An 11,655-nucleotide genomic window follows, 5' to 3' on the forward strand; every position below is an offset into this window, starting at 1 on the left:
ATCACATTGCCGAAACGGTTTTCTCATTTGGCACGGTGCGTGCGTGGTCATCGCAAACACATACGAGGCCAGGAGAGTCGTCCCATGATCCCCCACCAAAAAATGCCGCCCCACCTTTCCACGACGCACTCAAAGATAACGCTCGAGTCGGGCTTGGCAGCATGCTGAGGGCTCATCTGGCCCGGCGCTGCCCACCGATCCACTTTCTCCCAGTGAGGGCGACGAGGAAGCAGCACCTTCAAAATGAGGGACAACTCACTTCACCTGGAACCTTGCCCATCGCCCGGTCATCACATCCGAAGCCATCGATAAACTGGCTGCGCGGGACACTTTTTGCGACCGCGCTGTCGTTTGTGATCCCCGCCGCTCCGGTTCTGGCGGCCACCGATGACATCAAGGCGACAAATTTCCTGCTCGACAACGGCATGGAGGTCGTCGTCATCCCCGATCACCGCGCGCCGATCGTCACTCATATGGTGTGGTACAAGATCGGCAGCGCGGATGAGCCGCCGGGCAAGTCCGGCATCGCCCATTTCTTCGAACATCTGATGTTCAAGGCGACGACCAACCACGCGGCCGGCGCGTTCGACCGCGCCGTCTCCGCCATCGGCGGTTCGAACAACGCTTTCACCTCTTATGACTACACTGCTTTTTACGAGACGGTGGTGCCGCAGGCGCTCGAGCAGATGATGGATTTCGAGGCCGATCGCATGCGCAACCTCATCCTCAACGACGACGTCATCGCCACCGAGCGCGACGTCATCCTCGAGGAACGCCGCTCGCGCATCGACAACAATCCGCAGGCAGTACTCGGCGAGGAGGTCGACGCCACGCTCTGGCAGAACCAGCCCTATCGCATTCCGGTGATCGGCTGGATGCAGGAGATGGAGAAGCTGAACCGCGCCGACGCCACGGCTTTCTACGACAAGTATTACACGCCCAACAACGCCGTGCTGGTGGTGGCCGGCGATGTCGAGCCGCAGGTTGTCAAGGCGCTGGCCGAAAAGACCTATGGCAAGATTGCGCGTGGTCCGGACCTGCCGCCGCGCATCCGTCCGGTCGAACCCGAGCAGAACACCAGGCGCACGGTGACGCTCACTGACGCGCGTGTCAGCGTGCCGAACTTTTCGACGCAATGGGTGGTTCCCTCCTATCACACTGCAAAGCCGGGGGAAGCCGAAGCGCTGGACCTCCTGGCGGAGATCCTCGGCGGCGGTAGCCGCAGCCGGCTCCACCAGCAGCTTGTCGTCAAGCAGGGTATTGCCGCCGAGGCTGGCGCCTTCTTCCAGGGCACTATGCTCGATGCCACCAACTTCACCGTCTATGGCGCGCCGCGCGGCGACGCCAAGCTGGCCGATGTCCAGGCGGCGATCGAGGCCGAGGTCGCCCGAATCGCCAAGGACGGCGTCACATCAGGCGAGCTGGAGAAGGCCAAGGATCGTTTCGTCCGCTCGGTAATTTTCGCCCACGACGAGCAGAGTTCCATCGCCGACATGTATGGCTCCACGCTTGCCACCGGCGGCAGTGTGAAAGACGTCGAGGAATGGCCCGATCGCATCCGCAAGGTCACCGCCGATCAGGTTAAGGCCGTTGCCGCCCGCTATCTCGTGTCCGACCATTCGACCACTGGTTATCTCTTGCCCAAGGACAATTGACCCGATGACAAACCAACTCCGCAGCGCCATTGCACAAGCATTGCCCTCTCCCGTTAGAGAAGGGAGGGCCGTGCGCCTCGTCACCTTGCTGGCCGTCCTTTCCCTTGCTATTTTCTTCCTCGTTCTGCCGGCGCTTTCCGCTCGTGCGGCCATGAGCGTCCAGGAGGTGACCTCGTCAAAGGGCATTACCGCCTGGCTGGTGGAAGACCACACGCTGCCGATCGTCACGCTCCACTTTGTCTTCGACGGCGGCACCAGCCAGGACCCGGCCGGTAAAGAGGGGCTTGCCAATTTGATGACCGGCTTGTTCGACGAGGGCGCCGGCAATCTCGACAGCGAGCCCTTCCAGATAAAGCTGGACGACGCCGGCGCCGAAATGAGCTTGGACGCGTGGCGCGACGGCATCCATGGCTCGATACGCCTGCTTTCCAAGCGCCAGGACGCCGCTTTCGATCTGGTCGGGCTAGCAGTGAACAGGCCTCGCTTCGATCAGGAGCCGGTCGACCGCATCCGCGCCCAGCTTCTCTCCGGCATCATCGCCAACGAGCGCGAACCTCACGCGATAGCCGAGCTTGCATGGCGGCGCAGGATCTACGGCACGCATCCGTATTCGAGGCCGCCCGAGGGCACCAAGGAAAGCCTGGCCCGCATAACGCCCGCCGATCTAAGCGCCTTCCACAAGGCCGCTTTCGCCCGCGACGGGCTGCACGTGGCGGTCGTCGGCGACATAGATGCCAAAGCCCTGAGTGCAAGGCTCGACCAGTTGTTCGGCGATTTGCCTCAGAAGCAGGCGCTCGCCCCAGTACCTGATGTCACCCCGAAGCTCGGCTGGTGGACGTCGGTCGCATATGCCCTGCCCCAGACTTCGCTCCAGCTGGCTTTTCCTGGCATCGGACGAAGCGACCCGGAATTCTATGCCGCGCAGCTGATAAACGATATACTCGGAGGCTCGCCATTTACCTCCCGTCTGTTCCAGGAAGTGCGCGAAAAGCGCGGCCTTGCCTACGGTGTCTCCTCTAGCTTGGAAGGCTATCAGCATTCCAACACGCTTGTCGTGGCCACGTCGACGCGCGCCGACAGGGCGGCCGAGACGCTCAACCTGATAAGACGAGTAATCAAGGAGCTGGTGGACACAGGGCCAACAGCGGCCGAACTCGAAGCGAGCAAGAAGTATCTGATCGGCGCCTATGCTATCGACAATCTGGGTTCCTCCAGGTCGATTTCAGCGACGCTTGTCGGGTTGCAGCTCGACAAGCGCGGAATAGACTACATCCAGCGCCGCCCGGCCCTCATCGAGCAGGTGACGCTCGACCAGGTCAGGGCAGCGGCGAAGAAGCTGCTTTCGGCCGAGCCCGCCATTATGGGCGTCGGCCCGCGGCTAGACAGTGTCCCATGAATAATCTCGCTCTACAAGTCGCTACGGCCAGGCGGGTTCCTCCGAGGCCGCAAAGGCCCGCCACAAAAAAGAGGAATCACATGCGTATCCCGCTGCTCAACGTCAGCGGCTACGACGCACGCTCGATTCCGGAGGAGCGGCGTCCGTGAGTGGTGCAAGCGCCGTGTTCCCTTACAACGCCTTACAACGGGAGATCAGCCGGAACCGCCTTCCGACGAGCCTGCCGCGACTTGAAAATCGAAGAACTGCATTTCCACGATCTCAGGCACGAAGGTACAAGCCGCCTTTCGAGGCGGGCTTGGCGGCCATCGCCGCCGCGATCGGCTCCTGCTGCAGCGATATCCGATTGAGCCCTGCCATCCTTGCGGCCCTCATCGTGGCCTCTGATTGCATCTGGTTGAATGCCGCTGGAATGGTGATAACCGCACCCTCGATTTCCATTTCCGGAAGATCACGACGGGCCACACCAGAGTCTTGATGACCTCTGCACTGGCCTCCTCGGGTGTTAGCACGCGATCAGACCCGCCTGATCCGAACATGGTCAAGAGATGACACGGGGTCGTCGATGATCATGCCTTGACGCGATGTGTCTCCTCCGACCTCGGCTAAGAAGCAGGCCAGGGCGAGCGCGCGCTGCTCTCCTTCGCTTAAGACCTTGCTGTTTGGGGTCGCTTTTGCCGCGTTGAGCTCGACCTCGAAATAACTCTGCCCATCTTGACTACGATCATTAACTGCGAACGGGATGTGCGTTATTCAAAGAGACAGGTTCCGGCGCGAAGCTCGATCGGGCCGAACGCAAAAAGGTCATGGCGCTGGCGCAGTCGAGGCAAATCGATGCCATCCTCGTGACCGAGCTTTCTCGATGGGTCGCTCGACGATCGACCTCCTCAACACGCTGCGCGAACTGGAAAGCTGAAAAGTTTCCGTCATCGCCATGACGGTATGGCCTTCGATTTGTCGTCCCCACATGGCCGAATGATGGCGACATTGCTCTCCGGCATTGCCGAATTCGAGCGTGATCTCATCAGTGAACGGGTCAAATCGGGTCTCGCCGCAGCAAAGGCGCGGGGGAGGAAATTGGGAAGACAGGTCGGAGTCCGACCTAAATCCGACCGACTCGCGCCCAAGGTCCTGGCACTTATTGATGAAGGAAGGAGCTACCGCTGGATAGCCCGCGACCTTGGTATCAGCAAGAACATCGTCGCAGACGTCGTGCAACGATATCGGGCGACAGAACAGTCGCTACATGTTGTGGAATAGGCTGATGGTGAACGCGAGCGTGATGCATCGGAGGCCCATCTTCTCGGTTTTATTCGGAAGCGGCAAAGAGCATTTTAGTCGATTTGGGTTTGGTCCAGGCCCACGGCCATCAGAGCTATAGCTTTGCCGATGCAGGGAAGAAATGGCCGGCATGTTCCTAACGCAATAGCACCGAGCCTTGCAATTTCGGTGACGCTGCACCTGATCGCCATCTTAGCCGTTGGATTTTTTCCGACCAGGGAATCGCTGCCCCCGTCAATCAAGCAAAGCATTACCGTCGAAATCCTAAATGAACCCCAGGCTGCAGTAACTGCACAGCCCACTGTTACTCAAAACGAAAGCAAGCCCATCGCATTGCCCGCACCGATTGACCAGGCACCTGAGCAATGCCGTTCAAAGCTTTACTCCCCTGGGTGACCTGATGCCATCGGGAGAAACATCGCGATGGCGCAAAGCTCCTCGGAGCCAATCTGCACGCGGCGCGGCCGGGAATATGCCCCACTTCTTCAGTGCTGGGGTTCTGCTCGCGGGAGATGATTCGGCACGGAGATCAAGGGCCCGCAGGGACGCTGCTCGACGCAATCAAAGCACGGCTTCGTAGGTGGCGTAAGTCGAGAAAGAGAGGCGTGTCAGCTCGGCAGCCCGAGTTCGGAGCCGTTGCCGCCGGCCAGCACCCGCCGTGGCGGACCATGCCCTGCCACTGTTCCATGGCTGGCCCAGTTGTCAGGGGCAATAGCGCCGCTGCGTGCTCCACATAGCCCAATGCGGGTGAGTTCGAGCTGCTGAAGGTGGACTCGGCCAGTTTGGGGCGGCATTGTCGTCCGCGCCCTCTTTCTGCGCTCGCACGGGAGGAGCGAACCATACCCGCACTGCGTCCACAGAATGCTGCTGGTAATTGGGCATGGATGGGTGCGGCGGTGACGGTGCTGTCGAGCCGCATAACTCTGCCGTTGGACCCCAATCAATCAGGCTCAAGGTCGTGGCTGCAGCAGAGCACTGACGGGAGTCCTTGCTGAGGGTTAGCCCGCGCTGCACCGCGGCCATGCGCGCGATCCTTTCCCCCGGAGAAGCCTGACTTACTCCAGATCCATGGCCGGCGAAGAGATGACCTTAGCGAAAATGGGGGCGAGGATATGCCGGCTCGCCCGCGAAAGGTGGATCGCGTCGAGGTAGAAGACGTCTTCACCTGATTTCAACGGGCACTTTTCCTGCCCACACAAAGCTTGGACTATCGGAACGAATTGTACAGTTCGTGGCAGCAGATCCGCGAGGATTTGATTGTTCTGCCAAGACCTCTCGGCCGGCATGGTGGAGCACGGCGCATCGCCATTCATGAAGTCCGCACGGATAAGGCAAGTCAGCACATCGGTGGGCGGTTCTGGGGCTGGTCCAACCACGGCGGTCTTGATGCCACGGGTCGCCAGTGCGGCCGCGGTCTCTTTAATGGCGGACGTGAAGTTCGCTTTGGAAGCCTCCCGCGAAGGCCAGCTTCCATCCTTCGAAAGGAAGCTGCCTCCACGCCCCGAGTAGGTGTTCCAGCGGCCTGCTAGGATCACGAGTGTGACGTTGCGATCGGCAAGCACCGATTGGAGCGCGGACGAATTGAAGGCCGGGCAATCCGCTGTCAATGGACTGGCGGGAAGCATCGTCATGTTGGGGAAAGGAGCGCACCCCGCTTTTGTAATCTGTCTGACGCGCACGCCTGTGGTCCGGGCGGCCTCGCTTAAAGAAGGGGCAAGATGGGCAGCCTGAGAATCGCCCCACAAAACGATCGTCGGAGCGATATTGCCGGAGCCGAGGAGGCATTCGCCCGTTTTGGGGATGAGCCCGCCACGCTCGAGGCAGGAAGATGCTTCGAACTTGGCCCTCTCCGCTCTGAGTGCTTGAACAGACGGGCCGCCATCAGGGCCCCGACTGGGGAAGCCGGAGCTGTTGATGATAGCCAGGGATAGACAGCACACCGCAGCTGTTGCGCCGGCGGTCGGTACCAGCCACGTCCAACCTGTAGCTCTCCGGCGGAACGGGCGCTCGACAAAGCGCCATGAGAGAGCTGAGACGAGCAGCGCGGCCATTACGACAGCGACACGTTCAGAGACGAGCAACTCGCGATTTTGATAGATGCCAGCAAAGACCAGCAACGGCCAGTGCCAGAGGTAGAGCGAGTAGGAAGTCAGGCCGATGAAGCCGGCAGGGCCGATCGACAGCGCTTTTGAGACCATTGTTTCGCGGTGAAAGCCGGCGGCGATGATGAGCGCCGCTCCAATGCAGGGAGCAAGCGCGTGGAGGCCACGAAATGGCGTATCTTGATCGATCAGGAAAAGTGAAGCGGTGATGAGCGCCAGACCCGAGGCAGCGAGGAGTTCCGCAATCGTTTGGTTTGGCTTCATTGCCTTGGCCACGGGCAGCGCGATCAGCCCGCCCGCGAGCAGTTCCCAAGCGCGCGTCGGAAGCATGTAGAATACAAAGGGCGGGTCGCTCTGGAGCCAGTGCTCAGCGGCGTAGATGGACATGACGAATAGCGCTGCGACGATGATTGACGACGCCCACGGTCTCAGCCATCGCATCATGAGTATGACTGCCAAAGGCCACAGCAAGTAAAACTGCTCCTCGACAGCCAGCGACCATGTGTGCAGGAGCGGGAGCGAGTTCGCGGCTTCAGTGAAATAGTTGGTGTTGCGGTAAAAAAAGAAGTTGCTGAAGGAAATCGCAGCGGCGATGGCGCTGTTGCCGAACCCAATGAACTCTCCCGGCGGCAACACAAACCACGCCATCGCAAAACAGGCGGCGAGCATCGCGGAGAGGGCGGGGAAAATCCGTCGAACGCGGCGGTGATAGAAGTCCAGCAGCGAGAATTCGCCTCTCTCTGTCCGCTCGATGATGTCGGACGTTATCAGGAAGCCGGAGATCACAAAGAAGATGTCGACCCCAACGAACCCGCCGCTGACCGCTGAAAAGCCAGCATGATACAGGACAACAGGAACAACGGCGACGGCCCGTAGACCGCTGATGTCCGCTCTGTACTTCATGCCGCTGATCGTCCTCAAAACGTCCTGAGCAACGCCTTTTTCATGTTCGTTACTCTTCGTAAAATCGATCGTTTCGATGAGTGGATCTACGGTATGAATGCGGACCATCAAATGCGATTAAGAACCGAACCAGCCCCATGCAAAATCGCGCAACGCGGAATCACGCTCGATCAAACTGACAGGCAGTGGTTTCGCTGGAGGGCAACCGCATCTTGTCACCGGCCACCGCTGCGTGGTTGGGCGCAGTGGTGCGGCGGATAGGCCGCGTTCAAAGGATAGAGTGAGGTAAATCGCTCGATGTCCGCTGGGTCGACCTCAACCGGTTCCGTCGCGACCATCCACTCGACGTTTTCGGTGCATGGCGGCGTCGTCAATGATCCCTCATATGTCCAGTAGCCAAGCGAAGCCGGTAGAAGCGCGTTGGGGTCGGCCTCGTCGACCGCTGTTTCCTCACCTGGGATTACGGAAAATGCTGCGGCAAGGCTGGCGAAGCTGGCATTTGTCGCGCCTGGCGCCAGAAACAGGCCCAGCAGACCCAGAGTATCGCTGTTGCGGTCCTTATGGACAAAATGCGCTTTCATCGGGAAGCTCTTGCCCGCGACGTGGTGCTCGCTTGGCGCATGGAAATGAAACTGTAGCAGCTCATAAACACGATCCCCGCGGGCGAGGGTGCTGCCTTGCGGCAGGTTGACTTGGATGGTGTGGCCGTTGTTCACCATCCTGCCGCCGCCCTTGTGCAACCTATGGCGATGTGCGGAAGATCCGCTTTGACCGCGTCCTTGATGTCGATCGGCATTGCTGCGTGCCCGCCGAGCAGACGAACTTTACAAGCGCAGCTGGGCCGCCAGATCAGAACGAGCACGCTGCCGAATGGAACCATCTGGAGCAGCAGCCACCCAGGCCAGCAAGCTCTCAAGCCCGACCTGATCTCTTCCGGACAATCGGCTCATCTCGCCCCTGCCTCGTCGGGCAATTCCGATGGGGCGATCGCATCGCCGGCCGTCCAGTTACTCTTAAGCAGGTTGAGGGTCGGGTGCAGGCGCGTTGCGCGATTTGTATGGAGTCTGGGTTCGGTTCTTTAAATCGGCTTCGACGGCCCGCATTCATACCGTAGATGCGCTCATCGAAACAATCGGTTTTTCTCGACGACCTGCTCGAACGGCAGGTCCTGATGCTCCTGCGCTGCCAGCGCCGTGCGCCGCGTCCGCTCCAGAAGCTCCGACACGCTCGGCTCGCCGGACAGGTCCAGCCGAAGCGCCAGGGTGTTGACGAAGAAGCCGATCAATTCTTCGATCTCGCGCCGGCCTCGATTGGCGCTCGGAACACCGATCACAAGGTCGTCCTGCCCCGACAGACGCGACAGTACCGCCGCCCAGGCCGCCAGCACCGTCATGAACAACGTCGTGCCATGCCGTCGGCTCAGCCGCCTCAGACCCCGCGTCAGATCCGCATCGATGACGATCGGCACACTGGCGCCGGCAAACGACTGCTGGGCCGACCGCGGCCGGTCCGGCGGCAGCGCAAGACGGGCCGGGGCGCCTGACATGGCGTTGCGCCAATACTGCGCCTGGCTCTGTAGCCGTTCCCCCGACAGCCACTGCCGTTGCCAGGCCGCATAATCCGGGTACTGGATCGCCAGCGGCGGCAAAGGATCGTCCTGTCCAGCTGCGAACGCCCGGTAAAGCTGACTGAGTTCACGCACCAGCACGCCCATCGACCAGCCGTCCGAGACGATGTGATGCTGGGTCAGCAGGAAGACGTGTTGCTCATCCGACATCCGGATCAGACGCCCGCGCATCAGCGGCCCGCGCGCAAGATCGAACGGCGTGCGCGCCTCTTCATGGCACAGATCCAAAAGCGCCGCTTCCGCGTCCCGCCTGTCCCGCAGATCGTGCTCCAGCACCGGCAGCCCTGCCTCCGGCGGCAGAACCTCAACCCGCGGCTTGCCCTCCGACGCGACAAAGACACTGCGCAGCGCCTCATGGCGGGCAAACAAACGGTCGAGGCTGCGCTGCCAGGCGCTGCGGTCGAGCATGCCGCGCAGCCGCAAGGCCAGCGGAATCTGATAGTTGGTGTTGCCCTCGTCCAGCTGCGCCAAAAACCATAGCCGCTGCTGCGCAAACGACAGCACAAGCGGCTCATTGCGCGACACCGTCGCAATCGCCGGCAGGTCTTGCGGACCGGAGCGGCTCAACACCTCGACGATGCTTTCGGCCAGATCGGAAAGCACCGGCCTGGCGAACAGCCTCGTCAGCGGCAGTTCGACCCCAACAGCCCGCGACAGCCGGCTCAAGAGCTGCACCGCCAGGAGCGAGTGGCCGCCGAGTTCGAAGAAGTTGTCGTGGCGCCCGATGCGCTCGACCCCGAGAAGCTCCGCCCAGATCTCTGCCAGCGCCGTCTCGATCGCGCCCTGCGGCGCCGCATAGGCCGCCCGCGCATAGGCGTCGTCGTCCGGCGCCGGCAGTGCCTTGCGGTCGAGCTTGCCGTTCACCGTCAGCGGCAAGGCCTTGAGCCGCACGAATGCCGATGGCACCATGTAGTCCGGCAAACGCCCGCCCAGATGCGCGCGCAAGGCGCCGGCAAGCCCGCCGCCATCGTCCTCCTCCGCTCCGGCCTCGGGCGCGCACACGAATAGGCGACAAGATGCTTGTCGCCGGCGCGGTCCGGGCGCGCCACCACCACCGCCTCACGCACCCAGGCATGCTCGCAAAGCCGCGCCGCGATCTCGCCCGGCTCGATGCGGAAGCCGCGGATCTTCACCTGGTCGTCGTTGCGGCCCAGGAACTCCAGATTGCCATCCGGCAGATAACGCCCCAGGTCGCCGGTCCGGTACATCCGGGCGCCTGCCTCGTCGCTGAACGGATCGGCCAAAAACCGCTCCGCCGTCAGCTCGGGGCGGTTCAGGTAGCCACGCGCAACCCCCGCCCCGCCGATATAGAGCTCACCCACCGCCCCGAACGGCACGGGAGCACCATGCCCGTCCAGCAGATACACCCGCGTGTTCGCAATCGGGCGCCCGATCGGGATACGGCGGAATGTCTCATCAATCACGGTGATCTCGCAGACTGTCGCGAAAGTCGTCGTCTCGGTCGGACCGTAGCAGTGAATGAGGCGTACAGGACCTTCTTCTCTCAGCAATCTCAAAAATGAGGGAACGTCACTGGCCTCGCCTCCAGAAAGGAGGTACTTAAGTTGTGCCAACGCTGGAGCGATGGATGACGTATATTGGTTGAATTCATTCGGCCGGCCATGAGTGCAGTCGTGGCCCGGCTGCGGGATGAACCATTTACGACAAGCGCCGCGGAGGTTTGATCCGCATTGCAGCAGCACTTGCCCCCGCAAGCCGCGGCGGTGAGACCTGTCGCGTGATGCCTACAACAAGGTAGGCTCTGGTCACCCCGTGCTCAAATCATTGCCATGCCGCCATTTACATGAATGGTCTGGCCGGTGACGTAGGCTGCTTCGTTGGAGGCAAGATAGGCTACCGCGGACGCAACTTCGGCGCTGGTGCCCATGCGGCGCGTCGGGATCGCCGTCATGATCGCTTCCTTCTGCTTGTCGTTGAGCTTCTCGGTCATGGCCGATTCGATGAAGCCCGGGGCGACGCAGTTGACGGTGATGTTGCGGGTGGCGATCTCCTGCGCCAGCGATTTGGAGAAGCCGATCATACCGGCTTTCGATGCTGAGTAGTTGGTCTGGCCCGCATTACCGGTGATACCCGAAACTGAAGTGATATTGATGATGCGACCATGGCGGCGCCGCATCATCGGATGGGTCAGTTCCCGGGTCAGCCTGAACACGGCGGTCAGGTTGACCTCCATGACCGTATCCCAGTCGGCATCCGACATGCGCACGAACAGGCCGTCCTTGGTGATGCCGGCGTTGTTGACCAGGATGTCCACGCCTTCTAGCTCGGCCTCCGCCTTCTGGCCAAGCACCTTGACCTCGTCGCGGTTCGACAGATTGGCTGGAAACAGTTTTACCCGATCGCCGAGTTCGCCCGCCAGGGTCTCCAGCTTCTCGATGCGGGTGCCGTGCAGGCCGACAATGGCGCCCTGCGCATGCAGCACGCGGGCGATCGCCTCGCCAATGCCCCCCGATGCGCCGGTGACGAGCGCCTTACGGCCGGTCAATTCAAACATCTTTTGTCCTTTTCTCACATTTTTCAGGCCGGTGAATTCGGTCACCTTTGAGTGTCGCCGAGCCAGAAGTCTCGGCTTCGATGGGTGGCTTCCTCGCCGCTCCTGATCCGCGCCAGGACCTCTGCTGCGAGGTATAATCGTCTATGCAGCCCAAACGGCGTTGGGTGAGTTCGCGC

Annotated in this window: 8 protein-coding genes and 2 pseudogenes; 4 read left to right on the plus strand and 6 right to left on the minus strand. The window is 61.3% G+C overall.

Annotated elements, in window-relative coordinates:
- Positions 1–161 precede the first annotated feature (161 nt).
- Both AC0NIE_RS34150 and AC0NIE_RS34155 read left to right on the plus strand, forming a co-directional pair.
- Entirely contained in the window at positions 162–1,655 is a 1,494-nt protein-coding gene (locus AC0NIE_RS34150; protein ID WP_474045392.1) for a M16 family metallopeptidase, read from the plus strand.
- A gap of 4 nt (positions 1,656–1,659) precedes the next feature.
- Positions 1,660–3,051 carry a M16 family metallopeptidase gene (locus AC0NIE_RS34155; RefSeq protein WP_473489862.1) on the plus strand — a complete coding sequence of 464 codons (1,392 nt, stop codon included), beginning with the start codon at positions 1,660–1,662 and terminating at the stop codon, positions 3,049–3,051.
- Positions 3,052–3,312: 261 nt separating this feature from the next.
- Here the strand turns inward: AC0NIE_RS34155 and AC0NIE_RS34160 are convergent, their stop codons facing one another.
- Positions 3,313–3,492, minus strand: a complete 180-nt coding sequence (locus AC0NIE_RS34160) for an Hsp70 family protein (protein ID WP_474047341.1) — start codon at positions 3,490–3,492, stop codon at positions 3,313–3,315.
- A 365-nt stretch (positions 3,493–3,857) separates the two neighbouring features.
- Here AC0NIE_RS34160 and AC0NIE_RS34165 point away from each other — a divergent pair, with 365 nt between their 5' ends.
- Both AC0NIE_RS34165 and AC0NIE_RS34170 read left to right on the plus strand, forming a co-directional pair.
- Positions 3,858–3,989, plus strand: a complete 132-nt coding sequence (locus tag AC0NIE_RS34165; protein ID WP_473489861.1) for a hypothetical protein — start codon at positions 3,858–3,860, stop codon at positions 3,987–3,989.
- A gap of 40 nt (positions 3,990–4,029) precedes the next feature.
- The gene (locus tag AC0NIE_RS34170) at positions 4,030–4,311 is read left to right on the plus strand and encodes a recombinase family protein (protein WP_473613775.1); all 282 of its coding nucleotides are present in this window, start codon (positions 4,030–4,032) and stop codon (positions 4,309–4,311) included.
- A 1,076-nt stretch (positions 4,312–5,387) separates the two neighbouring features.
- On the opposite strand, the gene AC0NIE_RS34175 is transcribed toward AC0NIE_RS34170, so the two are convergent.
- The 5 genes and pseudogenes from AC0NIE_RS34175 to fabG form a co-directional block, all read right to left on the minus strand.
- Entirely contained in the window at positions 5,388–7,445 is a 2,058-nt protein-coding gene (locus AC0NIE_RS34175) for an acyltransferase family protein (RefSeq protein ID WP_473489859.1), read from the minus strand.
- 107 nt (positions 7,446–7,552) lie between these two features.
- A pseudogene (locus tag AC0NIE_RS34180) lies at positions 7,553–8,156 on the minus strand (carbonic anhydrase); the annotation flags it as partial.
- 301 nt (positions 8,157–8,457) lie between these two features.
- Positions 8,458–9,966 (minus strand): condensation domain-containing protein, encoded by a 1,509-nt coding sequence (locus AC0NIE_RS34185; RefSeq protein WP_474045404.1) that lies wholly within the window; start codon positions 9,964–9,966, stop codon positions 8,458–8,460.
- A 332-nt stretch (positions 9,967–10,298) separates the two neighbouring features.
- Positions 10,299–10,667, minus strand: a pseudogene (locus AC0NIE_RS34190) (AMP-binding protein); the annotation flags it as partial.
- A gap of 74 nt (positions 10,668–10,741) precedes the next feature.
- Positions 10,742–11,479, minus strand: coding sequence for a 3-oxoacyl-[acyl-carrier-protein] reductase (gene fabG, locus AC0NIE_RS34195; protein ID WP_473489857.1), 738 nt, complete (start codon positions 11,477–11,479; stop codon positions 10,742–10,744).
- Positions 11,480–11,655: the final 176 nt, after the last annotated feature.

The organism is Mesorhizobium sp. WSM4842 (assembly GCF_055901575.1).

What these genes read in the sequence shown, in the direction of transcription:
- AC0NIE_RS34150 (WP_474045392.1), top strand. Translation starts at nt 162, where the DNA reads ATGCTGAGGGCTCATCTGGCCCGGCGCTGCCCACCGATCCACTTTCTC.
- AC0NIE_RS34155 (WP_473489862.1), top strand. Translation starts at nt 1,660, where the DNA reads ATGACAAACCAACTCCGCAGCGCCATTGCACAAGCATTGCCCTCTCCC.
- AC0NIE_RS34160 (WP_474047341.1), bottom strand. Translation starts at nt 3,492, where the DNA reads ATGGAAATCGAGGGTGCGGTTATCACCATTCCAGCGGCATTCAACCAG.
- AC0NIE_RS34165 (WP_473489861.1), top strand. Translation starts at nt 3,858, where the DNA reads ATGGCGCTGGCGCAGTCGAGGCAAATCGATGCCATCCTCGTGACCGAG.
- AC0NIE_RS34170 (WP_473613775.1), top strand. Translation starts at nt 4,030, where the DNA reads ATGGCGACATTGCTCTCCGGCATTGCCGAATTCGAGCGTGATCTCATC.
- AC0NIE_RS34175 (WP_473489859.1), bottom strand. Translation starts at nt 7,445, where the DNA reads ATGGTCCGCATTCATACCGTAGATCCACTCATCGAAACGATCGATTTT.
- fabG (WP_473489857.1), bottom strand. Translation starts at nt 11,479, where the DNA reads ATGTTTGAATTGACCGGCCGTAAGGCGCTCGTCACCGGCGCATCGGGG.